The organism is Ectopseudomonas guguanensis, from assembly GCF_900104265.1.
In the GTDB taxonomy this organism is placed as follows: Bacteria; Pseudomonadota; Gammaproteobacteria; order Pseudomonadales; family Pseudomonadaceae; genus Aquipseudomonas; species Aquipseudomonas guguanensis.
Genome location: NZ_FNJJ01000008.1, coordinates 236,954 through 262,954 on the forward strand (window position 1 = coordinate 236,954; position 26,001 = coordinate 262,954).

General features: G+C 66.3%; 26 protein-coding genes. 12 read left to right on the plus strand and 14 right to left on the minus strand.

Annotated elements, in window-relative coordinates:
- Positions 1–49: 49 nt before the first annotated feature.
- Positions 50–940: a GTP cyclohydrolase FolE2 gene (gene folE2 / locus BLS61_RS13820; protein WP_090431742.1), complete on the minus strand. Its 891-nt coding sequence runs from the start codon at positions 938–940 to the stop codon at positions 50–52.
- Between the two features lie 71 nt (positions 941–1,011).
- Between folE2 and dksA the strand changes: the two genes are divergently transcribed.
- The 3 genes from dksA to BLS61_RS13835 are packed head-to-tail and all read left to right on the plus strand — an operon-like array spanning position 1,012 to position 3,299.
- The gene (gene dksA, locus BLS61_RS13825) at positions 1,012–1,434 is read left to right on the plus strand and encodes an RNA polymerase-binding protein DksA (RefSeq protein WP_090431744.1); all 423 of its coding nucleotides are present in this window, start codon (positions 1,012–1,014) and stop codon (positions 1,432–1,434) included.
- 15 nt (positions 1,435–1,449) lie between these two features.
- Entirely contained in the window at positions 1,450–2,655 is a 1,206-nt protein-coding gene (gene zigA, locus BLS61_RS13830) for a zinc metallochaperone GTPase ZigA (protein WP_090431746.1), read from the plus strand.
- Positions 2,655–3,299, plus strand: a complete 645-nt coding sequence (locus tag BLS61_RS13835; RefSeq protein ID WP_090431748.1) for a DUF1826 domain-containing protein — start codon at positions 2,655–2,657, stop codon at positions 3,297–3,299. The genes zigA and BLS61_RS13835 overlap by 1 nt, the downstream gene beginning before the upstream one ends.
- 145 nt (positions 3,300–3,444) lie before the next feature.
- Here BLS61_RS13835 and BLS61_RS13840 read toward each other — a convergent pair whose 3' ends face one another.
- Complete coding sequence (locus BLS61_RS13840; protein WP_090431750.1) at positions 3,445–3,795, minus strand: NADH:ubiquinone oxidoreductase; 351 nt, start codon at positions 3,793–3,795, stop codon at positions 3,445–3,447.
- Positions 3,796–3,890: 95 nt separating this feature from the next.
- Here BLS61_RS13840 and BLS61_RS13845 point away from each other — a divergent pair, with 95 nt between their 5' ends.
- Complete coding sequence (locus BLS61_RS13845) at positions 3,891–4,865, plus strand: CobW family GTP-binding protein (RefSeq protein WP_090431752.1); 975 nt, start codon at positions 3,891–3,893, stop codon at positions 4,863–4,865.
- Positions 4,866–4,902: 37 nt separating this feature from the next.
- Entirely contained in the window at positions 4,903–5,781 is an 879-nt protein-coding gene (locus BLS61_RS13850) for an alpha/beta fold hydrolase (RefSeq protein ID WP_090431754.1), read from the plus strand.
- Positions 5,782–5,817: 36 nt separating this feature from the next.
- Here BLS61_RS13850 and BLS61_RS13855 read toward each other — a convergent pair whose 3' ends face one another.
- The gene (locus tag BLS61_RS13855) at positions 5,818–6,210 is read right to left on the minus strand and encodes a DUF3301 domain-containing protein (RefSeq protein ID WP_090431756.1); all 393 of its coding nucleotides are present in this window, start codon (positions 6,208–6,210) and stop codon (positions 5,818–5,820) included.
- 121 nt (positions 6,211–6,331) lie between these two features.
- Here BLS61_RS13855 and BLS61_RS13860 point away from each other — a divergent pair, with 121 nt between their 5' ends.
- Positions 6,332–6,865, plus strand: coding sequence for a TFIIB-type zinc ribbon-containing protein (locus tag BLS61_RS13860; RefSeq protein ID WP_090431758.1), 534 nt, complete (start codon positions 6,332–6,334; stop codon positions 6,863–6,865).
- Between the two features lie 35 nt (positions 6,866–6,900).
- Here the strand turns inward: BLS61_RS13860 and BLS61_RS13865 are convergent, their stop codons facing one another.
- Positions 6,901–7,395: an acyl-CoA thioesterase gene (locus BLS61_RS13865; RefSeq protein ID WP_090431760.1), complete on the minus strand. Its 495-nt coding sequence runs from the start codon at positions 7,393–7,395 to the stop codon at positions 6,901–6,903.
- A 93-nt stretch (positions 7,396–7,488) separates the two neighbouring features.
- Here BLS61_RS13865 and BLS61_RS13870 point away from each other — a divergent pair, with 93 nt between their 5' ends.
- Positions 7,489–8,208 (plus strand): hypothetical protein, encoded by a 720-nt coding sequence (locus BLS61_RS13870; RefSeq protein ID WP_090431762.1) that lies wholly within the window; start codon positions 7,489–7,491, stop codon positions 8,206–8,208.
- Between the two features lie 34 nt (positions 8,209–8,242).
- Here BLS61_RS13870 and BLS61_RS13875 read toward each other — a convergent pair whose 3' ends face one another.
- Together BLS61_RS13875 and BLS61_RS13880 are read right to left on the minus strand one after the other, a co-directional pair.
- A complete protein-coding gene (locus BLS61_RS13875) occupies positions 8,243–9,610 on the minus strand; it encodes a glutamine synthetase family protein (protein WP_090431764.1) in 1,368 nt (455 codons plus the stop codon).
- A gap of 79 nt (positions 9,611–9,689) precedes the next feature.
- Complete coding sequence (locus BLS61_RS13880; RefSeq protein WP_090431766.1) at positions 9,690–11,084, minus strand: aspartate aminotransferase family protein; 1,395 nt, start codon at positions 11,082–11,084, stop codon at positions 9,690–9,692.
- Positions 11,085–11,330: 246 nt separating this feature from the next.
- Between BLS61_RS13880 and BLS61_RS13885 the strand changes: the two genes are divergently transcribed.
- On the plus strand, positions 11,331–11,984 hold the full coding sequence (locus BLS61_RS13885; protein ID WP_090431768.1) for a GntR family transcriptional regulator: 654 nt from the start codon (positions 11,331–11,333) through the stop codon (positions 11,982–11,984).
- Between the two features lie 184 nt (positions 11,985–12,168).
- On the opposite strand, the gene BLS61_RS13890 is transcribed toward BLS61_RS13885, so the two are convergent.
- Positions 12,169–12,576, minus strand: a complete 408-nt coding sequence (locus tag BLS61_RS13890; protein ID WP_003241226.1) for an SMI1/KNR4 family protein — start codon at positions 12,574–12,576, stop codon at positions 12,169–12,171.
- Positions 12,577–12,681: 105 nt separating this feature from the next.
- On the opposite strand from BLS61_RS13890, the gene BLS61_RS13895 reads away from it, so the two are divergent.
- Positions 12,682–13,152, plus strand: coding sequence for a GNAT family N-acetyltransferase (locus tag BLS61_RS13895; RefSeq protein ID WP_090431769.1), 471 nt, complete (start codon positions 12,682–12,684; stop codon positions 13,150–13,152).
- Positions 13,153–13,271: 119 nt separating this feature from the next.
- Here BLS61_RS13895 and BLS61_RS13900 read toward each other — a convergent pair whose 3' ends face one another.
- From BLS61_RS13900 to uvrD, 5 genes are all read right to left on the minus strand, one after another.
- The gene (locus BLS61_RS13900) at positions 13,272–14,126 is read right to left on the minus strand and encodes a Tim44 domain-containing protein (protein WP_090431771.1); all 855 of its coding nucleotides are present in this window, start codon (positions 14,124–14,126) and stop codon (positions 13,272–13,274) included.
- Between the two features lie 226 nt (positions 14,127–14,352).
- Positions 14,353–14,934 carry a TetR family transcriptional regulator gene (locus tag BLS61_RS13905; protein ID WP_090431773.1) on the minus strand — a complete coding sequence of 194 codons (582 nt, stop codon included), beginning with the start codon at positions 14,932–14,934 and terminating at the stop codon, positions 14,353–14,355.
- Positions 14,935–15,112: 178 nt separating this feature from the next.
- A complete protein-coding gene (locus BLS61_RS13910) occupies positions 15,113–16,195 on the minus strand; it encodes a TRAP transporter substrate-binding protein (protein WP_090431775.1) in 1,083 nt (360 codons plus the stop codon).
- Positions 16,196–16,349: 154 nt separating this feature from the next.
- Positions 16,350–17,444, minus strand: coding sequence for a TRAP transporter substrate-binding protein (locus BLS61_RS13915; protein WP_090431777.1), 1,095 nt, complete (start codon positions 17,442–17,444; stop codon positions 16,350–16,352).
- Between the two features lie 23 nt (positions 17,445–17,467).
- Positions 17,468–19,651 (minus strand): DNA helicase II, encoded by a 2,184-nt coding sequence (uvrD, locus tag BLS61_RS13920; protein ID WP_090431778.1) that lies wholly within the window; start codon positions 19,649–19,651, stop codon positions 17,468–17,470.
- 292 nt (positions 19,652–19,943) lie between these two features.
- Here uvrD and BLS61_RS13925 point away from each other — a divergent pair, with 292 nt between their 5' ends.
- Both BLS61_RS13925 and BLS61_RS13930 read left to right on the plus strand, forming a co-directional pair.
- Positions 19,944–22,826, plus strand: coding sequence for an EAL domain-containing protein (locus tag BLS61_RS13925; RefSeq protein ID WP_090431780.1), 2,883 nt, complete (start codon positions 19,944–19,946; stop codon positions 22,824–22,826).
- A gap of 121 nt (positions 22,827–22,947) precedes the next feature.
- Positions 22,948–23,610: a hypothetical protein gene (locus tag BLS61_RS13930; protein ID WP_090431781.1), complete on the plus strand. Its 663-nt coding sequence runs from the start codon at positions 22,948–22,950 to the stop codon at positions 23,608–23,610.
- Positions 23,611–23,623: 13 nt separating this feature from the next.
- Here BLS61_RS13930 and BLS61_RS13935 read toward each other — a convergent pair whose 3' ends face one another.
- Positions 23,624–24,049, minus strand: coding sequence for a VOC family protein (locus tag BLS61_RS13935; RefSeq protein ID WP_090431782.1), 426 nt, complete (start codon positions 24,047–24,049; stop codon positions 23,624–23,626).
- 142 nt (positions 24,050–24,191) lie between these two features.
- Here BLS61_RS13935 and BLS61_RS13940 point away from each other — a divergent pair, with 142 nt between their 5' ends.
- Positions 24,192–25,046 (plus strand): LysR family transcriptional regulator, encoded by an 855-nt coding sequence (locus BLS61_RS13940; RefSeq protein WP_090431785.1) that lies wholly within the window; start codon positions 24,192–24,194, stop codon positions 25,044–25,046.
- Between the two features lie 140 nt (positions 25,047–25,186).
- Here the strand turns inward: BLS61_RS13940 and BLS61_RS13945 are convergent, their stop codons facing one another.
- Positions 25,187–25,957, minus strand: a complete 771-nt coding sequence (locus BLS61_RS13945; RefSeq protein WP_090431787.1) for a MetQ/NlpA family ABC transporter substrate-binding protein — start codon at positions 25,955–25,957, stop codon at positions 25,187–25,189.
- Positions 25,958–26,001: the final 44 nt, after the last annotated feature.

Here is a 26,001-nt window from a genome sequence, read left to right on the forward strand (position 1 = left end):
GCCGGCTTCGGCTGACCTGTCATGACTCGAAGGCGTGGACAGCCAGGGATCAGCTCCAGTTCCAGCGGCTTTCGGCCACCGCGTCGTGGGCGTGCAGGCTTTCCGCGTGTACCACCCTGAGGCAGAAGGCGCTGGCCTGTGGCAGCTGGCGCAGGGCGCGGTGCAGGCGGCGGGCGGCGTCCTCGCAGAACATCAGATTCTGCCCGTTGGCCAGGGCGAAGGCCTGTTCGTCTGCGCGTTTCACCGCGGTTTGCACCGGCGTGCCGAGCGCGCGTTCGGCGCTGTCGATCAGCGCCAGCAGCGGCAGCTCGGCGCAGTCGGGGGCCAGGCGTAGCCGCAGGGTCGCCGTGCTGCGCTGGCTGTGCGGCGTGGCGACTATGCCCTGGGTCGAGCCGAGCCAGTCGAGCACCTCCAGATAGTCCAGCGACTCCTGCGCAAAGGTCTCGGCGAAGCGCTGCTGAATCAACTGGCGGGCCAGCGCTGCCGAGCAGGGGCAGGTCGAGGAGTAGTCCAGTTCCACCTGCAGTTCCGTATGCAGGCCGCGGCCATCCTGGCGGGCGTGAATCTCGAAGGGGTAGTGCTTCCAGCCGCTCAACTGGCTGACCAGTGCCGGGCGCTGCAGCGGCAGCGCGCCGCGCACCGTCAGCGAGGCGCTGTCGGACAGCTCGTGGTGACTGCTCAGGCAGCCGTCCAGCAGATGCTGCAGCGCAGCGAGGGTCAGCGGCTTGCCCGCCAAATGCTGCAGGGCCAGATACAGGCGCGACATGTGAATGCCGCGCGCACCGGCATCGTCGAGGCTGACGCCGATATCGACGCTGGCGGTCACGGCCGCGCCCGCCAGGCGAATGGGCAGAGCGATACCGGCCATGCCGACCCACTGCAGTGGCAGATCGTGGTGAGTGGCTTGAGCGGCAATATCCGGCAGAGGCTGTTCGTTCATCGCAAATCCGTGGGTTGCTGTCGGAAATAAATGTTATGTTATAACAATTGAAACAAGCCAGCCGATTTGCCATGACCCTGACCATGCCCACCGAAGCCGAACTGCTGGCCCAGCCAGCCGACGACTACATGAACGATGCCCAGCAGCGGTTCTTCCGCGAATTACTGCTGGCCCAGCGAGCCGAATTGCAGGCGCGCATCGACGAGGAATTCACCGAGCTGCGTCAGCCCGATACCAGCAGCGACGTTGCCGATATCGGTGCCGCCGAGGAGCAGCGCCAGTGGCAGCTGCGCCTGCTGGAGCGGGAAAAGAAGCTGCTGGACAAGATCGACCAGGCGCTCGAACGCCTGGCGCGTGGCGAATACGGCTGGTGCGCCGAGACCGGCGAACCCATCGGCCTGAAACGCCTACTGCTGCGTCCGACCGCGACCCTGTGCATCGAAGCCAAGGAGCGGCAGGAGCAGCGCGAAAAACATCAGCGTGACCGTGACTGAACGAGGAACACCCCCATGAATCAGCGTCTACCCGTTACCGTGCTGTCCGGCTTTCTCGGCGCCGGCAAGAGCACCCTGCTCAACCATGTGCTGAAGAATCGCGAAGGCCGCAAGGTCGCGGTGATCGTCAACGACATGAGCGAAATCAACATCGACGGTGCCACCGTCCAGCAGGACGTCAGCCTCAACCGTGCCGAAGAGAAGCTGGTTGAAATGAGCAACGGCTGCATCTGCTGCACCTTGCGCGAAGACCTGCTCGACGAGGTCAGCCGCCTGGCCAGCGAAGGCCGCTTCGACTACCTGCTGATCGAGTCCACCGGCATCAGCGAGCCGCTGCCGGTGGCCGAGACCTTCACCTTCCGCGACGAGCAGGGGCGCAGCCTGTCCGACCTGGCGCGGCTGGACACCATGGTCACGGTGGTCGACGGGGTGAACTTCCTGCGCGATTTCCATGAGGCCGACAGCCTGGCCAGCCGTGGCGAAACCCTGGGCGAGGAGGACGAACGCTCGATCACCGACCTGCTGATCGAGCAGGTGGAGTTCGCCGACGTGATCCTCATCAGCAAGATCGACCTGATCAGCCAGGCCGAGCGCGAGGAGTTGATGGCCATCCTGCGCGGGCTCAACACCCACGCGGACATCCAGGCCATGAGCATGGGGCAGATCGCCCTGGACAAGATCCTCGACACCGGCCGCTTCGATTTCGACCGCGCCTCGCAAGCACCGGGCTGGCTCAAGGAACTGCGCGGCGAGCACGTGCCGGAAACCGAGGAATACGGCATCGCCTCCAGCGCCTACCGCGCGCGTCGGCCCTTCCATCCGCAGCGCTTCTTCGACTTCCTCTCGCAGGAATGGACGAATGGCCGCCTGCTGCGCTCCAAGGGCTTCTTCTGGCTGGCCAGCAAGTATCAGGAGGCCGGCAGCTGGTCGCAGGCCGGCGGCCTGATGCGTCACGGCCTGGCCGGACGCTGGTGGCGCTTCGTGTCCAGGCAACACTGGCCGCAGGACGAGGAAGGCCTGCAGGCGATCATGAAGCACTGGAGCGCAGAGGTCGGTGATTGCCGCCAGGAGCTGGTGTTCATCGGCCAGAACATCGACTTCGCCCGCCTGACCGCCGAGCTGGACGCCTGCCTGCTCACCGATGAGGAAATGGCCGGCGGCCCGGAAGCCTGGCGTCTGCTCGCCGACCCGTTCGGCGCCTGGCAGCAGGAGGCCGCCTGATGTTCGCCCTGCAGTTGCCGAAAGTGTCCCGGCAGGTGCTGGGAGCGGATATTCAGGTGCTCGGCGAGGTGCTGCACGACGGCGTCAACCTGGCCGTCTGGCAGCGCCGCCTGCCGGCGCAGATCGCCGACTTCGCCGATGCGCTGCTGGCCCAGGGCGAGCCCCTGGCGCATTCCATGACCCTGGAACTGCCGCGTGCCGACAGCGAGCCGAACCTGAGCGGCCTGGTCGCGCAGTATGCCGACCTGCCGGGCCAGGCCGCCTTCCTCGCCGACGTGGCCTGGCTGGTGCGCGCCTACGCCTGCCTGCTCGATGCCCAGCGCATAGGGCTGCGCCTGCGCGCGCTGGACAAGGCCATGTGCCCGCGCTTTCACGTCGACCATGTACCGCTGCGGCTGATCACCAGCTACGCCGGAGTTGGCAGCGAGTGGCTGGAAGAGGGCGCGATGCCGCGCAGCAGGCTCGGTCAGCCGGATGCAGAGCCTACGGATGAGGCGGTGATCCAGCGTCTGGATACCGGGCATGTGGCGCTGGCCAAGGGCGAGAAGTGGCAGGGTAACGAAGGCCGTGGGCTGATCCATCGCTCACCGCAGCCGCCGGCCGGTCAGCGGCGCCTGCTGCTGACACTGGATTGGCTGGCCTGAACGAAACTGTCGGCATGGCAAAAAAATAGGCCGGAGCGACTGCCCCGGCCTCAAGCACCAAGAGATCATGTCGACGCGTGACTCGACATGAGGGTCATGTGAGGTACCCATCGTCATTAGGCGCTTGTTGGATGACGCTTTGATGTCAGGGCTTGATCCACTTGCCCTGATACTGCGTCTTGCAGGCCGGCTCCAGATACAGCGCATCGCTGGCCACGCCGTAGTAGTGGATGTCCTGCAGGTACATACCGCTGCCGGCGCGCGCGTTCTGGCAAATGCCATAGGCACCCTGCGGGCACTGCTCGACGAACTCCACCTCGACCGTCTGCCCCTGCAGCTGCGGCTGGCAGAAGCCCTCGCGAAACAGCGTGGCGGGAATGTTGCGATTCTCCTGGCAGACCTTCACATCCAGACGCTCGGCCTGGCTATGCACCACACAGGCTTCGGCCAGGGCCAGGCCCGGCAGCAGAGAGAACAGCAACAGCCATGCACGCATCGTTTCGACTCCCGAAAAACTGCCGGCGAATCTAACATGCCGCTTCCTTGCAGTCTGTGCTGGCACTTGCCCGGCGAACCACCGACCATAGATTCATGCTCAGTCAAATCCCTACCCACCTCATCGCCGGCCCGCTGGGTGCCGGCAAGACCAGCCTGATCCGCCACCTGCTGGCGCAGAAACCGGCGGGCGAGCGCTGGGCGGTGCTGATCAACGAATTCGGCCAGATCGGCCTGGATGCGGCCTTGCTGGAGCAAGGTGACGATGGCATCGCCCTGGCCGAAGTGGCTGGTGGCTGTGTGTGCTGCGTCAACGGCGCGCCCTTCCAGATCGGCCTCGGCCGCCTGCTGCGCAAGGCCAGGCCTGATCGCCTGTTGGTCGAACCATCCGGTCTGGGGCATCCGGCGCAGTTGCTGGCGCAGTTGCGCCAGCCGCCCTGGCTCGGCGTACTGGCCGTGCAGCCGGCGTTGCTGGTGCTGGACGCCGCCGCCCTGGCGGCCGGTCAGCCGCTGCCGCAGGTGCAGCGTCAGGCGCTGGATGAGGCTGGCCTGCTGCTATTGAACAAGAGTGAGCATCTGAGCGCCGCGGACCGCACTCGCATCGTCGCGGCATTGCCGTCATTGCCGCTGCACTGGACCACCCAGGGCCGCCTCGACCTGGCCGCGCTGCCAGGTTTCGGCGCGCGCGCAGCTGAGGCCGAGACGGCCGAGCTTCCCGCCGCCACCGCTTCTCTGACGCAGCTTTGGCGTGCGCCGGACGAACCCATCTGCCTGATCCAGGACCAGCCCGAGGGCTGGAGTATCGGCTGGCGCTGGCACCCGAGCCAGTGCTTCGACCTCGAGCAGGTCAGCCGCTGGCTGCAGAGCCTGGGTTGGCGCAGGGCCAAGGCCGTGCTGCATGGCGCCGAGGGCTGGCGTTCGCTCAATGCCGTGCAGGGGCAAGTGCCGCAGCCCTGGAGCCCGAGCGAATGGCGCAAGGACTCGCGGCTGGAGTTGATCTTCGAGCAGGCGCAGGGCGCCGACGCACTGACCGCTGCGTTCGCCGCCTGCCGAATCCCTGCGGCCGGCTGATACACTCGCCGCGCTTTTTCTGCTGTGGATAACCCTTATGCACCTGCTGCCCTGGTCCCATGACACCTCTGCCGGTTTCACCCTGCGCGGCTGGCATACGCCGCCGTCGGGCAAACCGCTGCTGCATTTCCTGCACGGCAACGGTTATTGCGGGCGGGTCTACACGCCGATGCTGGCGCTGCTGGCCGAGGATTTCGACCTCTGGCTGTGCGACGTGCAGGGCCATGGTGACAGCGATCACGGTGGTCGTTTCCACGGCTGGAACCGCAGCGCCGAGCTGGCGGTGGAGGCCTTCGAGGCCCTGCGCGCGCCGTTCGGCGAGGTGCCGCGCTTCGCTCTGGGGCACAGCTTTGGCGGTGTGCTCACCAGTCTGATCCTGGCGCGCCATCCCGAATTGTTCCGGCGCGCCGTGCTGCTCGACCCGGTGCTGTTCAGCCCGGCGATGATCGGCGTGATGGCGCTGTCCGACGTGGTCGGCCTGGCGCAGCGCACCGGCCTGGCGAAGAAGGCCCAGAAGCGTCGCCGGCAATGGCCCGATCGCGCCAGCGCACATGCCGCGCTGCACGGCCGCGGCATGTTCCGCGGCTGGGACGAAGCGGCGTTCGACGCTTATATCGAGCATGCGCTGAAGGATGTCGAGGGCGGCGTCGAACTCAAGTGTAGGCCCAGCCGCGAGGCGGAGATCTTCGGCTCCTACCCGCGGCGCTTGTGGCCGTCGCTGGCCAGGGTGACGACGCCGACCGAAGTGATCCACGGCGCGCACACCTATCCCTTCGTTGCCCGATCGGTGGCGCGTTGGTGCGCGAGCAACGCCCATGTGCGCAGCCAGGTGGTGCCGGGCGGGCATTGCTTCATGCAGGAGCAACCGGTCGACAGCGCAGCGCGGGTCGCGGACTTCCTGTTGCAGCGCAGCTGAGCGAGTAGGGCGGGTGCAACCCGCCACCCTCGCGGGTTATGCCTTGCGTCGCCAGTCTTCGAGGCGGATCACGTTGTCACGAGTCTGCACCGACACCGGTTCGGGCTGCGGTTCCAGCACCGGGTGCGGCTCCAGTTCGATGCGTCCGAGGTGCGCGCCGAACATGCTGATATGCCCGCGCAGACGCTGCTCACCGGTGACGGTGAACTCGAAGTCATACAGCCGCGCCAGGCGCCGGTGCCCCCTGGCATCACGCTGGATGGCCAGGCGGCGTAGCGCCACGGCGCCGTCGAGCAGCTCCACGTCGAGCTTGGCGCAGTGCTGCTTGGCCAGCGCCAGCGCGCGCTCGCGAATGCCGTGGCCGCGCCACAGCCAGGCGCAGACGGCGGCGAACAGCATCAGCAGGAAGACATCGAACAGGTTGATCATGACGACTCCGGAGCAGGGAAACAGAGCTTAGCCTATCTGTCGCCCAGTTCTCAGCATCCCGCTTGCCCTTGCGTCGGCTGTGCATTAGCGTTCGCGCACTTCACACGAAAAGGACGTCATCATGCATTGCCCCGCCTGCCGTACCAGTCGCCTGCAACCGACAAAATTCGACGATGGCCTGCTCGGCCATGGCTGCCCGCAATGCGCTGGTACGCTGGTCAGCCTGCTGCATTATCGTGACTGGGCCGAGCGCCGGCCCGCGCAGGAAACCTCGACAGCCCTTGCCGCCGAAGCCGAAGTGGGTGAAACCAGCCATGCGCTGAGCTGCCCCAAGTGCGCCAAGCTGATGAGCAAGTACCAGATCAGCGGCACCCGCGCCAACCGTCTGGACCTGTGCGGCAGCTGCGACGAAGCCTGGCTGGACAGCGGTGAATGGCAGCTGCTCAAGGCCCTGGAGCTGAGCCAGCGCATGCCGGCGATCTTCACCGACGCCTGGCAGCGCCAGGTGCGTCAGGAGGCCAGCGAACAGGCGCGGCGTGAGCGCTTCGGCCGTATCGCCGGCGCGGATGCCATCGCCCGCGCCGACGAGATTCGCGCCTGGCTCAAGGATCATCCGCAGCGCCGCGAGCTGCTGTTCTACATCGGCCACGACTAGGCGCGAGCTGCTGCCTGCGGCGGGTTGCACCCGCCCTACGCGTCGCTGTTCTTCTCCTCGCTCAGCGCCTGGTAGCGCTGCTGCAGCTCATCGCGAATCTGCCGGCGCTGCTTGGCCTGGCGCTGGCGCCGCAGGCCGTCGGGGGTATCGGGCTGCAGTTCGGGCACTGCCACCGGGCGCCCCTGACCGTCCACCGCGACCATGGTGAAGAAGCAGCTGTTGGTGTGGCGCACCGAGCGCTCGCGGATGTTCTCGGTGATCACCTTGATGCCGATCTCCATCGAGGTGCGCCCGGTGTGGTTGACCGAGGCGAGGAAGGTCACCAGCTCGCCGACATGCACCGGCTCGCGGAAGATCACCTGATCCACCGACAGGGTCACCACGTAGCAGCCGGCATAGCGGCTGGCGCAGGCATAGGCGACTTCGTCGAGGTACTTGAGCAGCGTGCCGCCGTGCACGTTACCGGAGAAGTTGGCCATGTCCGGGGTCATCAGTACGGTCATCGTCAGTTGCGCGGTTCCGGCTTCCATCGTCGCTCCGAGTACGTGTGGGGCTTATGAGAGTAAGGCCTGCTGATTACGGGGATGCAAGATACACACTCACTACTGCAAGGATGTTCATTCATGCTGATTCGCCAGAAATTGCCGCTTCTAGCGCTGCTGCTGGGGCTGGCCGGTACCGTGCAGGCGACCGAGGAATGCGCCACAGCGGTGCAGTGCAACCAGGTCGGCAGCGCCGCCTATCAGGACGGCCGCTTCGAGCAGGCCATCGAAGCGTTCGAACGTCAGTTACGACGGGTCGAGGAGGGTGACACGGCACAGTTGGAGCTGGCGCTGAACAATCTCATCCTGGCCAACCTGCGCGCTGGCAATACGGGCATGGCGCGCGCCTGGCTGGGCGTGGCGCTGCATAACAACCTCAGCGGTTCCTCGACCCGCCTGCACCTGCGCAAGGTGGCCGAAGCACTGGATTACCAAGCACTGGCTGCCAGTCCGGCAGGACGCTACCTGCGCTACGCTGGCCAGGCGGTTTGGAGCGAGCTGCTGATCAGCGAGGATGGCAATGGCGGCTATCACGCCAGTTTCTCGCCCGTGCGTGCCGGTGCTCGGGTGGAGGAGTACGGCCCGGCAGCGCTTGGCGAACTGGAGGGCAAGCTGGTCGGCGACGCTGTGCAGATGCACCTGGAGGATGCCGGCCTGGGCGCCGATTGTGCAGTGCAGCTGCTGCGCGAAGGCATCACCGTGCAGGTGCTGGAAGTGTTCGCCGATGGCTGCCAGGACTACGGTGGCATGGGCATCAGCGTGGCCGGCGACTACATCAAGGTCGCTGCCCGGCCGCGCTGACAAAGCCGTGTAGGCAGGCTGCCCGTCCTGCTGCTCAGGCGTGATTGAGGTACCAGCGCCAGTCCTGCTCGCCCACTTCACCCATGAACTGGCGGTACTCGGCCCACTTGATCGCCAGGAACACCTTGAGAAAGTCCTCGCCCAGCGCTTCGCGCGCCCAGCTCGAATTCTCCAGATTGCGCAGCGCGGTGAGCCAGTCGGTGGGCAGGGTTTCGCGAGCCTGCTCGTAACCGTTGCCGACGATGGCCTGACCCGGGTCGATCTGCTCGCGAATGCCCTTGTGAATGCCGGCGAGGATCGCCGCCGCGGCCAGGTAGGGGTTGGCGTCGGCGCCGCAGATGCGGTGCTCGACATGACGGCTGCCCGCCGGCCCGCCGGGAACGCGGAAGGACACGGTGCGGTTGTTCACCCCCCAGCTCTTGGCCAGCGGCGCGTAGCTGTTGGCCTGGAAGCGGCGGAAGGAGTTAGCGTTGGGGCAGAAGATCGCCAGCGCGTCGTCGAGCGTGGCCATCATGCCGCCAATGGCATGGCGCAGCAGCGGCGTGCCCTGTGGGTCGTCCGAGGCCATCAGGTTATTGCCGTTCTCGTCCGCCAGGCTGACGTGCATATGCAGGCCGCTGCCGGCCTGGTCGCCGAACGGCTTGGCCATGAAGCAGGCCTGCAGCCCGTGCCTGTTCGCCACACCCTTGACCAGGCGCTTGTAGCGCACGCCTTCGTCCACAGCCTGCAGCGCATCGAAGCGGTGTTCCAGGGTCAGTTCGAGCTGGCCGGGGGCGTATTCGGAAATCGCCGTGCGCACGGGCAAACCCTGTACCTCGCAGGCGGCGTAGAGATCGTCGAGAAACGGCTGCATCTGCTCCAGCTCGTACACGCCGTAGACCTGCGGCGCCTGCGGGCGCATGCCATTCATCTGCACGGCGGGCTGCGGGCGGCCATTGGCATCGCGGGCCTTGTCCAGCAGATAGAATTCCAGCTCCACCGCCATCACCGGGTGATAACCGTCGGCCTTGAGCGCGTCGATGGTACGCGCCAGCACGTGGCGCGGATCGCCCGGCGTGGCCGGCAGGCCCTGGGTCGGGTGCATGCTCACCTGCACCTGGCCGGTGGGCACCGCGCGCCAGGGCTGCAGGCACAGCGAGCCGGGCAGGGGATAGGTCCAGCAGTCGGCGTCGGCGACTTCCCAGACCAGGCCGCTTTCCTCGACGTCCTCGCCCTGGATGGTCAGCGAGAGGATGGAGCTGGGCAGCGGCCGGCCGTTCTCGTACATGGCCAGCAGCTCGTCGCGATGCAGCAGCTTGCCGCGCGGGATGCCGCCCGCGTCGATCAGCATCAGCTCGATGCTGCGCACCTCGGGGTGCTTGGCGAGGAAGTCGCGGACTTCCTGGGGATTGGCGAATTGCATGATGGTTCTCGCGTAGGGTGCGCCGTGCGCACCACTGGGTTAACGGTGCGCACGGCGCACCCTAGGGTTTGGCGTGTGTTTACTCGCGGGCGCCGGGGATGGCCAGCAGCTCGGTCAGGGCCTGGTCCAGGGTGGCGATCAATCGGTCCACATCGGCTGCGGTGGTGCTCGGGCAGCACAGGGTCATGTTGTGGAAGGGCGTGATCAGGATGCCGCGGTTGATCAGGTACAGGTGCAGGGCCATCTGCAGCTCGTCGTGAAAGGCTGCCTCGGCCTCGGCGCCGGTACGCGGCGGCGTGGCGCAGAACTGGAATTCGCAGCGTGCGCCCAGTTCGGTTACCGACCAATTCAGCTCGTGCTTGCCGATCAACTGACGGAAGCCTTCGGCCAGTCGTGCCGCCAGCGGCAGCATGTGATCGTAGGCGGCCTGGGTCATCACCTGTTCCAGGTTGGCGCGCATGCAATGCATGGCCAGGGCGTTGGCCGACAGGGTGGTGCCCATGCCGCTGTGGCCGTGGCCGTGGCTTTCCTCGCTGGCGCGCTGGCGGGCCCGGGTCATGGCCGTGGCCATCTCTGCGCTGCAGCCGAAGATGCCGCAAGGTACGCCGCCGGCGATGGGTTTGCCGACCACGAAGAAGTCAGGCTCCAGGCCCCACAGCCGCGTGCAGCCGCCAATGTCGGTGGAGATGGTGTGGGTTTCGTCAATGATCAACAGCGAACCGTATTTACGCGTGAGTTCCCGGCATTTCTGCATGAAGCCTGGATCGGGCAGCACCATGCCGATATTGGTCATCGCCGGTTCGCAGAGCAGGGCGCAGACGTCGCCCTGAGCCAGCGCCGCCTCCAGCGCCTCGACGTCGTTGAAGGGAATGGCGCGGCTGTGCTCGGTCAGGTCATAGGCCTGGCCGACCAGGCCGGAGCGGTGCACGGTCTGGCCATCGCGATGGCGCACCATCACGTCGTCGACGGTGCCGTGGTAGCAGCCGTCGAACACCAGTAGGGTCTTGCGCTGCGTGATGGCGCGAGCCCAGCGCAGCACGTAGCGGTTGGAATCGGTTGCCGTGGCGGTCACTTGCCAGTAGGGCAGGCCGAAGCGCTGGGCCAGCAGCTCGCCGCAGACCACCGCGTCCTCGCCGGGCAGCATGGTGGTCAGGCCGTTGCCCGCCTGCTCGGCGAGGGCGCGGGCCACCGGGTCCGGCGAGTGGCCGAACATGGTGCCGGTGTCGCCCAGGCAGAAGTCGACGTACTCGTGACCGTCCACATCGAAGAAGCGCGCGCCCTTGGCCCGCTCGACGAACAGCGGCACCGGCGTCGACCAGTCGGCCATCCAGTGCATCGGCACGCCGCCGTACAGCGAGTGGCGGGCGCGCTCGGCCAGGGCCACGGATTTCGGATTGCAGGACAGGAAGCGTTCGCGCTCGGCAGCGACGAAACGGTCTACGGCGACTTGGCTGATGCCACTGGCGGTGGTCATGGGTCATACCTCGTTTGGATGCTGCCGGCATGATATTTTGTGATCACAAAATAGTAAACTGGCACTCGATATTCGGCCTAAACCTATTTTTATATTAATCTGTGATCACAAAATATTTTCGCTGCGTGGATTTTCATACAAAATCGCGCACTGACGTAGACTCGACGCATTCTTGACTGGAGCCTTCCATGCGTGACTGTAGCCTGACCCTTGCCCAACTGCCGGCGCCTCCGATGGAGGTGGTGCATGGCTGACAACCTGCAGGAACAGCTGTACCAGAACATCCGCTCGGGCCTTCTGGCTGGGCGCTTCCAGCCAGGGCAACGGCTGAAGATCCGCGACCTGGCGGCCGAATGGGGCACCAGCCCGATGCCGGTGCGCGCAGCGCTGCAGCGGCTGGTGGCCGAGGGCGCGCTGGAGGGCGAGCAGCAGCGCTCGGTACGAGTGCCCTCGATGACCCGCGAACGCTACGAACACATTTTCCAGGTGCGTCTGGCGCTGGAAGGCCTGGCGGTGGAGCTCGCCACGCCGCGTCTGCACGGCGACGACCTGGCCCGGCTGCGTGACTGCGTGCAGCGCATGGATGTGGCCATCGAGCAGCGCCAGGTGCAGGACTATCTCAACGCCAACAGCCAGTTCCACCTGCACCTGTACGGCGCCTGCGGCAACCCGGTGCTGGTGCGTTCGATCGAGTCGCTGTGGCTGCAGATCGGGCCCTTCTTCAACCGCCTGTTCACCGGCGCCGACCTGTCGCTCCGGCTCAACGATTTCCACGAAGACGCCTTCGCCGCCATCGAGGCCGGCGACGCCAAGGCCGCGCGCCAGGCCATGGAGCAGGACCTGATCTACTTCGCACGTTTTCTGCTCAACCTGCTGGCGCTGGAGCAGGGCGAGGGCTGAGACGGTGCGCCGTAGCCTGGGTACAAGCCGGCGCAGAAGGACGGTAGATGACGTACCGGGCACCCACGACGGGTGCGCGGTGCCCTGGCCCTGCGCAACGCCGTAGGGTGCGCCGCGCGCACCGCGCATGCTGCTGGATTGCGCGAGGCGGGTGCGCATGGCGCACCCTACGGCGAAGGCGGGCTCAGCTCTCCAGCCAGACGTCGCGGCACCAGTGCCAGACCGAGTCCCAGCTCTCGTCGGTGAGTTCGCCTTCGTCGCCGTCCCACAGCCACACCTGGCCCTCGACGTCCACCGCGTAGTAATCGCGGCCATCCTGACACAGAGGCACCAGGTCGCGTGGCAGGCCCAGGCTCCAGGCTTCGGCGGCGACTTCCGGCAGGTAGGTGTGCGAATGCGGGTCGCTGGCGGTCACCGGCTCCAGGCGGCCATAAACCACGTCGCTGACCTTGAGCAGGAACTCGCGCAGCTCGAAGGGCAGGTGGATGAGGATCTGCTCCTGAATCTCCACCAGGGTTTCCTCGTCCGGCAGCTCCAGCGGTACCGGTACCGGCTCGTTGAGTTCGCGCAGCTGTTCGATGACTTCTTCCACGGCGTCGGCTCCTCATCATGGGGGATCGGCTTTATACAGTAGCCGGCAGGCAGAATGAAAACCTGTCGCCGTCATCCCATAATGGTGCTTTTGCGGAGTTCTCCCATGTCGTCCGTCACCTGGCACTGTCTGCACCACAGCGAACTCGATACCGCCACCCTCTATGAACTGCTGGCGCTGCGTACCCAGGTGTTCGTGGTGGAGCAGAATTGCCCCTATCTGGAAACCGATGGCCAGGACCTGATCGGCGATACCTGCCACCTGCTGGCGCGTGAGGGGAATGCGCTGGTGGGCTATCTGCGCCTGCTCGACCCGCAGCGCATGGATGGCGAGGTGGTCATCGGCCGGGTGGTGATCGCTGAGCAGGCGCGCGGCAGCGGCCTGGGCCATAGGCTGATGGAGCAGGCCCTGGCCGAGTGCAGCCGGCGTTGGCCGGGGGTGGCGGTGTACCTGTCGGCGCAGGCGCACCTGCAGGGCTATTACGGGCGGTATGGCTTCGCGGCGGTGACCGAGGTCTACCTGGAGGACGACATCCCGCATATCGGCATGCGCCGGACGGCTACCGATCTGTCGTGATGGGGCCGTCGCCGCTGAAGCGCCTCCCACGGGGCGGATCGTAGGAGCGGCTTTAGCCGCGATGACGGGTGAAACGAAAAACCCCGGGCAAGCCCGGGGTTTTTCATGCGTCGCTCAGATCAGTTCTGGCGAATGCCGGCGATCAGCCAGGGCTGGTTGTCGCCCTGGGCGCGCTCCAGGCGCCAGCTTTCGCTGAACGGCTCGCCCTGGTCGAAGCGCGAGGTCTTCGACACACCGCTGAAGGTCAGGGTGGCGATGGTCTTCTCGGCGTTGTCGTCGACGCCATCGAGCTGGATCTGCAGGTCGTCGATGTAGGTGGACTGGAAGCCGTCACCCAGCTCGGCACGCTCGCGCTTGAGGAATTCCAGCAGTTGCGGGGTGACGAACTCGGCGATTTTGTCCATCTCGTTCGCGTCCCAGTGCTGCTGCAGGTTCATGAAGTGCTCGCGACCGGCGGCGATGAAGCTCTGCTCGTTGAACCAGGCCGGGGCGTTGATCACCGGAGCGGCCGAGGCCAGACGAGCGCCGAAGATGTTGCTGCCGGCTGCCGGAGCGTTGCCGGTGTTCGGCATTTCGCGCTGGTACGGCGCGCCGGCAGTGGCTGCTTGCGGCTGCTGCTGGGCGCGACGGGCGGCGAGGAAGCGGAAGATCAGGAAGGCGATTAGGCCGAAGATCAGGAAGTCCATGATCTGCAGGCCTTCGAAGCCGTCACCCATGAACATCGAGGCCAGCAGGCCACCGGCAGCCAGACCGGCCAGCGGGCCGAGCCAGCGTGAAGCGCCGCTGGCGGCAGCGGCCGGTTGCTGACGACCCGGAGCCTGGGCGGCGGGCTGTGCAGGCGGAGTGGCCTGGCGGGTCTGGTGGCTGGGGGCGGAGCCGAAGGATTTGCCACCGCCAAAACGCTTGGCGTGCGCTTCGAAGCTGAAGGTCAGCGCCAGGCACAGGACCATGGCGATACTGAGGAAACGCTGCATCAGGGTCTTCTCTCTGAGGAAAGTGCGTGGGCCGCATCTTGCCCGCCGTAGCCGGCGATGGCCAGTGACAGAATGTTTCCGGCTTTTGCCCGCCGAGCGCGGAGGCTAGGGTGCGCCGTGCGCACCGATGGCCCGTGACATGAAAAGCTGGTGCGCACGGCGCACCCTACGGCATGGCCGCGTAGCCCGGATGCAATCCGGGGGCGAGGGGCGCGGTTTTCCCGGATCACGGGCGCCGCAGCAGCATGGTCAGCGGGCCGCAGCGCAGCTGGCGGCGCAGGAAGGCGCGAAACTCGGCCGCGTCTTCCTCGGGATGGCGCAGCCAGTGCACGAAGCTGCGCAGGTAGGCGCCGGTGAGCAGGCTTTCCTCGGCGATGCGGCACAGGTGCTGGGTTTGTCGCCCGGCCGCTTCGCGCCACCACTGCACGGTGCGGCTGATGCGCATCAGGCCCAGCACCTGCAGATGAATATGTCCGGGTTCGAGCTTGTACAGCAGCATCTGCCCGGTGACCGAGCGGTGCGCCGCCAGGCTGCCGAGCCAGGCCAGCAGGCAGCTTTCCAGGCGCTGCTCGGCGTTCAGATGGTGCAGATCGGGATTGCGGGCGTGGCCGAGCATGGCCTGATCGGCGCGGTCGAACCAGGCTTCCACCAGCTCGTCCTTGTCGCGGTAATGGCGGGCGATATCGTCCAGGCCAATGTCGAGCGCGGCGGCCACCTCGAACAGGTGCAGGCGCTCCCAGCCGCAGACGTCGGCCAGTTGCAGGGCGGTATCGAGAATCTGGGCGGGGTCGGTCGGCTTCTTTTTCATCCGTGAAGTATGGCCGCCGGTGCATGAGCTGGCGTCTGGAACGACAAACGGAGTCCGCCAGGTCAGGTGTGGCCGCGCCGCATGGGTGGGAGCGGCGCCCTGCCGCGAAGCTTAGGTAATAAAAGCTTCGCCCCGGGGCGGGGCTCCCACAAAGGTAAGGGCTATAACCCTCAGCGGCTCAGCGCCAGTCGTACAGTTCCTTTTCCGACAGCGCATGCATCGAGGTCGCCAGCGCCTGGAAGGCCTGCATCGAGGCCCAGATGCGGCCGTTGAGCTCGCTCTGCGCGGCCAGCTCGCCGAGCACCTGCTCGCTCTCGCGCTGCATGGCCTGAAGCACCTCGTCGGGGAAGCGCTTGAGCAGCGTGCCGCTCTTCTTCAGCTCGTCCAGCGCCAGGGCGTTGTGGAACACGTAGTCGTCCATCATGTCCTGGGTCGCCGCCCGTGCCGCTTCGGTGACGATGGCCTGCAGATCGGCCGGCAGCGCATCGAAGGCCTTCTGGTTGATCAGCAGTTCGAGCACCGACTGCGGCTCCTGCCAGCCCGGGTAGTAGTAATACTTGGCCGCCTTGTGCAGGCCGAAGGCCAGGTCGTTGTAGGGGCTGACCCAGTCGGTGGCATCGATCGCGCCGGTCTGCAGCGCGGTGAAAATCTCGCCGCCGGGCATCACCACGGTAGTGGCGCCGAGGCGGCTCCACACTTCGCTGCCGAGGCCCGGCATGCGGATCTTCAGGCCCTTGATGTCGGCCAGGCTGTTGATTTCCCTGTTGAACCAGCCGCCCATCTGCATGGTGCTGTTGCCGGCGGTCAGCGGCTTGAGGCCGAACGGCGCGTAGGCTTCGTCCCACAGTGCCTGGCCGCCGCCCTTGTTCAGCCAGGCGTTCATCTCCTGGGTGGACAGGCCGAAGGGCACCGCACCGAAGAACTGCGCGGCCGGCACCTTGCCCTTCCAGTAATAGGGCGTGCCGTGGCCGAGTTCGGCCGTGCCGCGAGACACCGCATCGAACACTTCCAGCGCCGGCACCAGCTCGCCGGCGGCATAGACCTTGATGGTCAGGCGCCCGGCGCTCATGGCGTTGACGCGTTCGGCCAGGCGTTCGGCCGCGGTGCCGGTGCCGGGCGCGTTCTTCGGCCAGGTGGTGACCATCTTCCAGTGGAAGGTCTGGGCGGGCGCTGCGGCCTGGTCGGCCGGGGTGGAATCGTCCTTGCAGCCGATCAGGCCGAAGGTGAGCAAGGGCAGGAGAAGCAGAGAGCGAAGACGCATCGGCAGTTATCCCTAAGAAAAACGCGCCAGAACCCAATGATCTTCGATGCAGATTCGTCTGGCCGCGTTGTAGAGAGGAGGGGCCAACGCGCTCGCGCTGTCTTGCCCTCTCCCCCAGCCCCTCTCCCCTGAATGGGAGAGGGGAGCAGATGGCTCAACGCCAGTTGTACAGCTCTTTCTCGGTCAGCGCCTGCATGGCGCTGGCCTCTTCGAGGAAGGCCTTCTGCGAGGCCCAGATGCGGCCGTTGAGGTCGTTCTCGGCGGCCAGGGACTCGAGCACCAGGTTGGATTGCTCGCGCATGGCCTGCAGCACCTCGTCCGGCAGGCGCTTGAACTGCACGCCTTCGCTCTTCAGGCTTTGCAGCGCCTTGGCGTTGTTGAACACGTAGTCGTTCATCATGTCCAGGGTGGCGGCGCGCGCGGCCTCGACGACGATGGCCTGCAGGTCGGCCGGCAGCGCGTCGAAGGCCTTCTGGTTGACCATCGACTCGACAACCGCCTGCGGCTCCTGCCAGCCCGGGAAGTAGTAGTACTTGGCCGCCTTGTGCAGGCCGAAGGCCAGGTCGTTGTAGGGGCCGACCCAGTCGGTGGCATCGATGGCGCCGGTCTGCAGGGAGGTGAAGATCTCGCCGCCGGGCAGGTTGACGGTGATCGCGCCGAGCTTGCTCCAGACTTCGCCGCCAAGGCCCGGCATGCGGATCTTCAGGCCCTTGATATCATCCAGGCTGTTGATTTCCTTGTTGAACCAGCCGCCCATCTGCATGGTGGTGTTGCCCGCCGACAATGGCTTCACGCCGTAGGGGGCATAGGTTTCGTCCCACAGCGCCTGACCGCCGCCGTGGCTGAGCCAGGCATTCATTTCCAGGGTCGAGAGACCGAACGGCACGCTGCTGAAGAACTGCGCAGCCGGCACCTTGCCCTTCCAGTAGTACGGGGTGCCGTGGCCCATCTCGGCGGTGCCGCGCGATACCGCGTCGAACACTTCCAATGCAGGTACCAGCTCACCGGCGGCGTAGACCTTGACGGTCAGGCGCCCGGCGCTCATGGCGTTGATGCGCTCGGCCAGGCGCTCGGCAGCGGTGCCCAGGCCTGGGAAGTTCTTCGGCCAGGAAGTGACCATCTTCCAGTGGAAGGTTTCTGCCGGCTTGGCGGCGGCTTGCTCGCTGGCGGCCTTGTCGTCCTTGCAGCCAACCAGGCCGATGGCGGCGATCAGCGCCAGAGCGGCGCCGAACAGATTGCGGCGATTCATCGATTCTCTCCAGATACGGTGTGCTAACAGGCTTCCAGCTTGGCGTACGCCAGCATCAGCCACTTGCTGCCTTCGTTTTCAAAATTCACCTGCACCCGTGCCTGGGCGCCGGCACCCTCGAAGTTGAGGATGGTGCCCTCGCCGAACAGGCTGTGGCGTACGCGCTGGCCCAGGTTGAAGGGCGTCTGCGGCACGGCGCTGCCGGCGAACAGGCTGCCACCGCTCATCGAGCTGGTGCTTACCGGACGGCTGACGCTGTTGCTCAGACGCACTTCCTGAATCAGCGGTGCGGGGATTTCGCGGACGAAGCGCGACACCTTGTTGTAGGTCTCGCTACCGTAGAGACGCCGGGTTTCGGCGTAGCTGATCACCAGCTTCTGCATGGCACGGGTAATGCCGACATAGGCCAGGCGGCGTTCTTCTTCCAGTCGGCCCGGTTCTTCCAGGCTCATCTTGTGCGGGAACAGACCCTCCTCCATGCCAACCAGGAACACCAGCGGGAATTCCAGGCCCTTGGCGCTGTGCAGGGTCATCAGCTGAATGCTGTCCTCGTTCTCGGCGGCCTGGGTATCCCCGGCCTCCAGCGAGGCGTGGGTGAGGAAGGCCTGCAGCGGGGTCAGCTCGTCGTCTTCGTCATTCTCGAAGGCGCGCGCGGCGCTGACCAGTTCCTCCAGGTTCTCCACCCGGGCCTGGCCCTTCTCGCCCTTTTCCGCTTCATGGTAGGCGAGCAGGCCGCTCTGCTCGATGACCACCTGGGTCATCTGGTGCAGGGGCATGGCCATGACCTTCTCGGCCAGGCCTTCGATCAGCTCGATAAAGCCGCCCAGCGCGCCGGCGGCCCGGCCCGGCAGGGCCTTGTTGGCCAGCATCAGGCGGATCGCCTCCCACATGTGTACGTCGTGGGCGCGGGCGTACTCGCGGATGCTCTCGATGGTCTTCTCGCCGATACCGCGCGCCGGCACGTTGACGATGCGCTCCAGCGCCGCGTCATTGCCGCGCCCGTCGAGCAGGCGCAGATAGGCCATGGCGTTCTTGATCTCGGCGCGCTCGAAGAAGCGCTGACCGCCGTAGATGCGGTAGGGGATGCGCTCGCGCAGCAGCGCCTCTTCCAGCACCCGCGACTGGGCGTTGGAGCGATACAGAATGGCGATCTCGCTGCGCTTGAGGCCGTCCTTGCGCAGGGCGTCCTCGATGGTTTCGACCACGTAGCGCGCTTCGTCGTGTTCGTTGAAGGCGGCGTACAGGGCCAGGGGCTCGCCGTCGCCGCCGTCGGTCCACAGCTCCTTGCCCAGGCGCCCGTTGTTGTTGGCGATCAGCGCGTTGGCAGCTTTCAGGATGCCGGCGGTGGAGCGGTAGTTCTGCTCCAGGCGGATCACCTGGGTATCGGGGAAGTCGCTGGAGAACTGCTGGATGTTCTCGATGCGCGCGCCGCGCCAGCCGTAGATCGACTGGTCGTCGTCGCCCACCACCATCAGGCTGTCGCCGCCCTTGGCCAGCAGGCGCAGCCAGGCGTACTGCACGGCGTTGGTGTCCTGGAACTCGTCCACCAGGATATGGCGGAAACGCCGCTGGTAATGCTCGAGCAGGCCCGGCTTGTCGCGCCACAGGTCGAGCGCACGCAGCAGCAGCTCGGAGAAGTCGATCACCCCGGTGCGTGCGCAGGCCGCCTCGTAGGCCTCGTAGATGCCGCGCATGGTGGCCAGGAACAGGTCGCCGCCGGCCTGGATGTGCTGCGGGCGGAAGCCCTCATCTTTCTGTCCGTTGATGAACCACTGCGCCTGCTTGGCCGGCCAGCGCTGTTCGTCCAGGCCCAGCTCGCGAATCACCCGCTTGATCAGGCGCTGCTGATCGTCGGAGTCGAGAATCTGGAAGTTCTCGGCCAGCCCGGCCTCCTGCCAGTGCGCGCGTAGCAGGCGGTGGGCCAGGCCGTGGAAGGTGCCGACCCACATGCCGGCCGGGTTGTGGCCAAGCATCTGCTCGATGCGGTGGCGCATCTCGGCGGCGGCCTTGTTGGTAAAGGTCACCGACAGGATCGAATGAGGCGAGGCGCCCATCGCCTGGATCAAAAAGGCGATGCGGTGCACCAGCACGCGGGTCTTGCCCGAGCCGGCGCCGGCCAGCACCAGCTGGCGGCCGAGCGGGGCGGCCACGGCCTGGACCTGGGCGTCGTTGAGCGAAGCGAGGAGGAGTTCGGGGTCGTTTTGCATCGCGGCATTCTAGGGGGCACGGCAGGGGAGGGCAAACCGTCGGCCGGGTGAAGGGAAATGGGCCGGGCGCAACCGACGACCGGCGGGTCGAGGCGCAGATGGGCGTGCGCAGGCGGCCAAGGGCCAGCATGGCTGGCGAGCGCCCGCCGAAAGTTGGGCGCGAAACTGTGAAATTGCCCACATCTTTGTTGGGCACAGCGTCTGTCTCGGGTATTCTCCGGCGACGTCAGGGCTGGGGGCGTCGATATCCACCCCCGCAGACCCTTAGGCAACCATTACAAGAACATCGCCTATGACCGTCACGACTAGCGCCGTAATTCAAGAGGTGACGCTGGACCCGCGTCAGGCCGAACGTCAGTTCGCCACGGATATCGCCGTCGAGCGTACCCGTCTGCTGTTTCAGGGCTCGCGTCTGCCCACCATGCTCATGCTGCTGGTCGGCCTGGCCTGCAGCCTGTTGCTATGGAGCCAGCAGAGCGCGCCGTTGCTCGCCGCGTGGCTGGGCTGGGTGGTGTTGCTGGTGCTGCTGCGCCTGACCCAGGTGAATGCCTTCAACGCGGCGCTGCCCAGTCGTCAGGCCGAACCCTACTGGCGGCGCATCTTCCTCTTCGGCGCCGGCGCTTCCGGGCTGACCCTGGCCTTCGTGGTCATCGTGCTGGTGCCGCCGGACGTGTTCTATCAGCAGGCGCTGGTCTATGGCCTGATCGCCGCGGCGATTCTCTCGGCCAGCGTCGCCTATGCCGTCAGCCTGTCGGCCTTTCTCACCTTCGCCCTGCCGTGCCTGGTGCCCTCGGCAGCCTTTCTGCTGCTCAGTGACAACAGCCTGCAGCGCGGCTGGGGGCTGCTCAGTGTCATCCTCTTTCTCGCCCTGCTGGTGGTGGCCTGGCAGGTCAATCGCCTGGTGCAGCGCAGCCTGCTGCAGCGCTTTCACAACCTGGCGCTGATCAGCAACCTGGAGCATGCCAAGCAGCGCGCCGAGGGGCTCAACGAAGAGCTGGCGCGCGAGGTGGAGCAGCGCCGCCGCGCCGAACGCGAGCTGCGCGGCGCCCATGGCGAACTGGAAATGCGCGTGGCCGAGCGCACCCTGGAGCTGGACGAGGCGACTCACGCCCTGGGCAAGAGCCAGGCGCGCCTGGCCCTGGCCCTGGAGGCCAGCGAGCTGGGCCTGTGGGACTGGGACCTGGAGAGCGACCAGGTGCACCATTCGCACCTGCGCGAACTGTTCGGCCTGGAGCCGGAGCAGGTCCAGGTGATGCTGCGCGACCTGACCCCGCGTCTGCACCCGGATGATCTGCCGCGGCTGCGCCGGGCGCTGGTCCAGCATCTCAAGGGACGCAGCGAGGATTATCAGATCGAGTACCGCGTGCGTCATGTCGACGGCCACTGGGTGTGGGTCGAAGACCGTGGCCGCGCGGTCGAGCGCGACGCTGCCGGCCGCGTGCGGCGCATGCTCGGCACGCGACGTGACGTCAGCGCGCGGCGTCAGCAGGAGCAGCAGCAACGCCTGGCCGCGACGGTGTTCGAGGCGGCCAGCGAGGGCATCTTCATTCTCGACCCCGATTACCGCGTGCTGGCGGTCAACCGCGCGTTCAGCTCGGTGACCGGCTACAGCAGCGACGAAGTGGTCGGGCGCACCGTGACCAGCCTGATCGGCAGCCGCGAGATGCGCAGGCAGTACCAGATGATCCGTCAGGAGCTGGACAGCTGCGGCACCTGGCAGGGCGAACTGATCGAGACGCGCAAGAGCGGCGAGCTCTACCCGCAATGGTTGCAGCTCAACCTGGTGCGAGACACCAGCGGGCGGCCCAGCCATATCGTCGGCTTCTTCGCCGACCTGACCGCGCGGCGCGAGGCCGAGGAGCGCCTGCGCTACCTGTCGCACTACGACGAGCTGACCGGCCTGGCCAACCGCAGCCTGTTCAAGGCGCGCCTGCACGAGGCCGGCCAGCGCGCGCGGCAGAGCGGGCGCAGCATCGCCCTGGTGCACATCGACCTGGATCGCTTCAAGCTGCTCAACGACAGCCTCGGCCATGAGGTGGCCGACCAGTTGCTGCGCCAGATGAGCCGCCGCCTGACCCAGGCCGTGCCGGAGGCCGACTGCATCGCGCGGCTGTCGGGCGACGAATTCGCCGTCATCCTCGACGCCTACGGCAGCCTCTCCAGCCTGGCGCGGGTGGCCAGCCGGCTGCTGGCCAAGCTGCGCGTACCGATGACCGTGGGCGGCCACGAGCTGGTGGTCAGTGCCTCGCTGGGGATCAGCCTGCTGCCGGACTATGCACGCGAGATCAGCGCGCTGATCAGCCAGGCCAACATGGCCGTGCAACACGCCAAGCACCTGGGCGGCAATACCTTCCAGTTCTTCACCGACAACCTGCAGGCCTGCACCCTGGAGCGCCTGCAGCTGGAGAACCAGCTGCGCAAGGCCATCGACGAAGGCCAGCTGGAGGTGTTCTACCAGCCCAAGCTGAACCTCGCCGACGACCAGCTCAACGCCGCCGAAGCGCTGGTGCGCTGGCGCCATCCGCAGCAGGGCATGGTGGCTCCGGGCGAGTTCATCGGCCTGGCCGAAGAGACCGGGTTGATCGCGCCGATTGGCGAATTCGTGTTGCGCCAGGCGTGCCGTCAGGCCTGCCAATGGCAGCGCCAGGGACTGGCGGAAATCCGCGTGTCGGTGAACATCTCGGTGCATCAGCTGCGCCAGGGCAACCTCACCAGCCTGGTCCGTCAGGTGCTGGAGGAAACCGGCCTGGCGCCGCAGTACCTGGAGCTGGAGCTGACCGAAAGCCAGCTGCTGGACAACGTCGACAGCGTCATCGTCACCTTCCGCCAGCTGCGCGAACTGGGGGTGAAGCTGGCCATCGACGATTTCGGCACCGGCTACAGCTCGCTCAGCTACCTCAAGCGTTTCCCGGTGCACTACGTGAAGATCGACCAGACCTTCATCCGCGACCTGTCGCCGGGTGGCGAGGATGCGGCGATCACCCGCGCGATCATCGCCATGGCCCATAGTCTGGAGCTGAAGGTGGTCGCCGAGGGCGTGGAAACCCAGGCGCAGATGGATTTTCTCAAGAGCCAGAACTGCGACGAGATCCAGGGTTTCCTGATCAGCCGGCCGGTGGAGGCTGCGGCCTTTGCCGAGTTGTTGCGCGCGCAGCGCGACCACCCGCTGGATTGAGCGGCGTTTCCTCTCTACCCAGTCGCTGACGGTGGCTGGGGGCGCGACCGGCGCAAAGATGGCTGCGCCATCAGCCGTGCTACGGGATGCTGCAGGCCTCGGTCACGACAAGGAGTACCCGATGGCCAAAGCCCCCTCCCTGAGCATGGCCCAGCGCCTGCTGCTGGCCTCGCAGAGCATGGCGCCGGTGGCGGTGAAGGCGGCGCTGGTGCAGAAGCTCGGGCCCGAGCAGGCCGCGCAGCTGTCGCCGCACATGGCGCCTGCGCAACTACGCGAGCTGATTCTCGAGCTGCCCATCGACTTTCTCGCCCAGGTCACCACTCACCTCGATCCGCAGCTGATCCTGCCAACCTACCTGGCCTTGCCGGACGAGCTGCATCTGCAGGTGGCACGCCAGCTGTGCGCGATCGGTGCCTTCGCCACCGCTGCGCGCTATGCCGAATGCCTGTCGCCCAGGCAGGTGAAGATGCTGATCTACGGCATCAATGATGCCGATCACGTGCTGCAGATCGCCCGGCATATCGTCGATATCGAGCTGATCGTGCAGAGCCTGCGCAGCTTCTCCACCGGTTATCTGTGCAAGCTCACCGAGGCGGCCGCGGCCGATGACAACGTCGCGATTTCCGCACGTGTGCTGGCCGGCCTGCCGCTGCCGCGCCAGGCCGATGTCTGTGCCCATCTTGAGCCTGCACTGCTGGGCGAGCTGCTGCCGCTGCTGCTGCAGGCCAACGACGCGCTGCGCGAGCTGCTACCCGAACGACTGTTCGAGGCCCCTGCGGTTTAGCACTGCCGCGCGCTCATTTGGCGAACAGCTGGCCAATGTCCTTGAACGCCTTGAACTCCAGGGCGTTGCCGCAGGGGTCGAGAAGGAACATGGTCGCCTGTTCGCCGACCTGGCCCTTGAAGCGCACGTAGGGCTCGATGACGAACTGCGTGTCGCGGCTGCGCAGGCGCTCGGCCAGCGCTTCCCAGTCGGCCCAGCCGAGCACCACACCGAAGTGCGGCACCGGCACGTCGTGGCCATCCACCGGGTTGCTCACGGCCGCTTCCTGATAGGCCAACTTCGGCGCCTGGTGGATGACCAGCTGATGGCCGAAGAAATCGAAATCCACCCAGTGCTCGCTGCTGCGCCCTTCGGCGCAACCGAACACCTCGCCATAGAAATGCCGCGCCGCGGCCAGGTCATGAACGGGGATCGCCAGGTGAAAGGGAGCAAGGGCCATCGCGCAGTACCTTGGGTTGTCTGTGTGGGGCGGGTGCAACCCGCCATGGATATTCGCTGCGTCAGCCTATCAACAAAAAAATTGTCGAAAAACGAATATTCTTTCTCGCAAGCTGAAATATTTCTGATCAATCGAGACTTCGATGCTGCGCGAGCTGAAAACCTTCATCACCGTCGCTCGTCTGGGTACCTTCGCTGCCGCTGGCCAGCAGGTGGGACTGACCCAATCGGCGGTCAGCGCGCAGATGCGCGTACTCGAGCAGCACCTCGGCGTGCGCCTGTTCGACCGCAGCGGCCGCGCCGCCGTACTCAACGCGGCGGGCCGCCACGCGCTGCCATTGGCCGAGCAGATGCTCGCGCTCTATGCGCAGATGGCGCTGCCGCAGGCTGCCGAGCAGTGGCAGGGCGAGCTGCGCGTCGGTGCCATCGCCACCCTGCAGACCGGCCTGCTGGCCGAGGCGCTGCCGCGCTTTCGTCAGCTGGCGCCGCGGGTCGAGCTGAAGCTGGTACCGGGGGTGTCGCTGCAGCTGTTCAGTCAGCTGGATGCGGGTGAGCTGGATCTGGCGCTGCTGATCAGGCCGCCGTTTCCGCTGCCCAAGGAGTTGCTGGAGGTGCCGCTGGCGCGCGAGCCCTTCGTGCTCATCGCCCCGCTGGAGGTGGCCGGCGACGATCCGCTGCAACTGCTTGCCGAGCAACCTTTCGTGCGTTACGACCGTGCCTCGTTCGGTGGCCGTCAGGTCAGTCGATTCCTCCGCGAGCAGCGGCTGAGCGTGCGCGAGGCGCTGGAGCTGGATGAACTGGAAGCCATCGTGCGCCTGGTGGAGAACGGCATGGGCGTGGCGCTGGTGCCGCGTGCCGGCCTGTGGCTGCAGCGGCCGACCCGGCTGCGGGTGATCGAGCTGGGCGAGCTGGTCTTTCACCGCGAGCTGGTGGCGCTGCTGCGGCGGGCGCAGCGCCAGCCGGCGCTGGATTGCTTGTTGCAGTGCCTGAGCGCGTAGGGCGTCCCGGTACGTTCTGCTTGCTGGCGAGGTTGGGCCTGGTGCGCACGGCGCACCCTACGGATCACCGACGCATTTCACCCATAAAAATGCCGCGCGGCTTTGCAGCGGCGCGGCATCGGGTACAGCGTCAGCGGCGATCAGAACGCCGGTACGACGGCGCCCTGGTACTTCTCTTCGATGAACTGCTTGACCTCGGCGCTGTGCAGGGCCTTGACCAGCTTCTGCACGGCGTCGCTGTCCTTGTTGTCGGCACGGGTCACCAGGGTGTTGACGTACGGCGAGTCGCTGCCTTCGATGGCCAGGGCGTCCTTGGTCGGGTTCAGCTTGGCTTCCAGCGCGTAGTTGGTGTTGATCAGGGCGAGGTCGACCTGGCTCAGCACGCGCGGCAGGGTAGCCGCCTCCAGTTCACGCACCTTGATCGCCTTGGGGTTCTCGACGATGTCCTTGGGCGTGGCGAGGATGCCGGCTTCCGGCTTGAGCTTGATCACGCCGGCCTTCTGCAGCAGCAGCAGGGCGCGGCCGCCGTTGGTGGCGTCGTTGGGGATGGCCACGGTGGCGCCTTGTGGCAGCTCGCTCAGGTTCTTGATCTTGCTCGAGTAGGCGCCGAAGGGCTCGACATGCACACCGGCGACGCTGACCAGCTCGGTCTTGCGGCTGGCGTTGAACTCGTCCAGGTAGGGCTGGTGCTGGAAGAAGTTGGCGTCGAGGTTCTTCTGCTGCACCTGCAGGTTGGGCTGCACGTAGTCGGTGAACACGCGCACCTTCAGCTCCACGCCCTCTTTGGCCAGGGCCGGTTTGACGAACTCGAGGATCTCCGCGTGCGGCACCGGGGTGGCGGCGACGTTGAGGGTTTCGGCCTGGGCCGAGAAGGCCGCGCAGGCGGCCAGGGCAGTCAGCAGCTTCTTCATATCAAGGTTCCTTTTGGGAAGGTTGGTGCGGGTCTCGCGGGTGG

Bases quoted from the DNA above. Each gene is read 5' to 3' on its own strand.
- BLS61_RS13835 (WP_090431748.1), top strand. From the start codon at position 2,655: ATGTTCGCCCTGCAGTTGCCGAAAGTGTCCCGGCAGGTGCTGGGAGCG.
- BLS61_RS13845 (WP_090431752.1), top strand. From the start codon at position 3,891: ATGCTCAGTCAAATCCCTACCCACCTCATCGCCGGCCCGCTGGGTGCC.
- BLS61_RS13880 (WP_090431766.1), bottom strand. From the start codon at position 11,084: ATGACCACCGCCAGTGGCATCAGCCAAGTCGCCGTAGACCGTTTCGTC.
- BLS61_RS13915 (WP_090431777.1), bottom strand. From the start codon at position 17,444: ATGAATCGCCGCAATCTGTTCGGCGCCGCTCTGGCGCTGATCGCCGCC.
- BLS61_RS13910 (WP_090431775.1), bottom strand. From the start codon at position 16,195: ATGCGTCTTCGCTCTCTGCTTCTCCTGCCCTTGCTCACCTTCGGCCTG.
- BLS61_RS13905 (WP_090431773.1), bottom strand. From the start codon at position 14,934: ATGAAAAAGAAGCCGACCGACCCCGCCCAGATTCTCGATACCGCCCTG.
- BLS61_RS13925 (WP_090431780.1), top strand. From the start codon at position 19,944: ATGACCGTCACGACTAGCGCCGTAATTCAAGAGGTGACGCTGGACCCG.
- BLS61_RS13850 (WP_090431754.1), top strand. From the start codon at position 4,903: ATGCACCTGCTGCCCTGGTCCCATGACACCTCTGCCGGTTTCACCCTG.
- dksA (WP_090431744.1), top strand. From the start codon at position 1,012: ATGACCCTGACCATGCCCACCGAAGCCGAACTGCTGGCCCAGCCAGCC.
- uvrD (WP_090431778.1), bottom strand. From the start codon at position 19,651: ATGCAAAACGACCCCGAACTCCTCCTCGCTTCGCTCAACGACGCCCAG.
- BLS61_RS13900 (WP_090431771.1), bottom strand. From the start codon at position 14,126: ATGCAGCGTTTCCTCAGTATCGCCATGGTCCTGTGCCTGGCGCTGACC.
- BLS61_RS13945 (WP_090431787.1), bottom strand. From the start codon at position 25,957: ATGAAGAAGCTGCTGACTGCCCTGGCCGCCTGCGCGGCCTTCTCGGCC.
- BLS61_RS13930 (WP_090431781.1), top strand. From the start codon at position 22,948: ATGGCCAAAGCCCCCTCCCTGAGCATGGCCCAGCGCCTGCTGCTGGCC.
- folE2 (WP_090431742.1), bottom strand. From the start codon at position 940: ATGAACGAACAGCCTCTGCCGGATATTGCCGCTCAAGCCACTCACCAC.
- BLS61_RS13840 (WP_090431750.1), bottom strand. From the start codon at position 3,795: ATGCGTGCATGGCTGTTGCTGTTCTCTCTGCTGCCGGGCCTGGCCCTG.
- BLS61_RS13875 (WP_090431764.1), bottom strand. From the start codon at position 9,610: ATGCAATTCGCCAATCCCCAGGAAGTCCGCGACTTCCTCGCCAAGCAC.
- BLS61_RS13885 (WP_090431768.1), top strand. From the start codon at position 11,331: ATGGCTGACAACCTGCAGGAACAGCTGTACCAGAACATCCGCTCGGGC.
- BLS61_RS13935 (WP_090431782.1), bottom strand. From the start codon at position 24,049: ATGGCCCTTGCTCCCTTTCACCTGGCGATCCCCGTTCATGACCTGGCC.
- zigA (WP_090431746.1), top strand. From the start codon at position 1,450: ATGAATCAGCGTCTACCCGTTACCGTGCTGTCCGGCTTTCTCGGCGCC.
- BLS61_RS13855 (WP_090431756.1), bottom strand. From the start codon at position 6,210: ATGATCAACCTGTTCGATGTCTTCCTGCTGATGCTGTTCGCCGCCGTC.
- BLS61_RS13860 (WP_090431758.1), top strand. From the start codon at position 6,332: ATGCATTGCCCCGCCTGCCGTACCAGTCGCCTGCAACCGACAAAATTC.
- BLS61_RS13870 (WP_090431762.1), top strand. From the start codon at position 7,489: ATGCTGATTCGCCAGAAATTGCCGCTTCTAGCGCTGCTGCTGGGGCTG.
- BLS61_RS13865 (WP_090431760.1), bottom strand. From the start codon at position 7,395: ATGGAAGCCGGAACCGCGCAACTGACGATGACCGTACTGATGACCCCG.
- BLS61_RS13895 (WP_090431769.1), top strand. From the start codon at position 12,682: ATGTCGTCCGTCACCTGGCACTGTCTGCACCACAGCGAACTCGATACC.
- BLS61_RS13940 (WP_090431785.1), top strand. From the start codon at position 24,192: ATGCTGCGCGAGCTGAAAACCTTCATCACCGTCGCTCGTCTGGGTACC.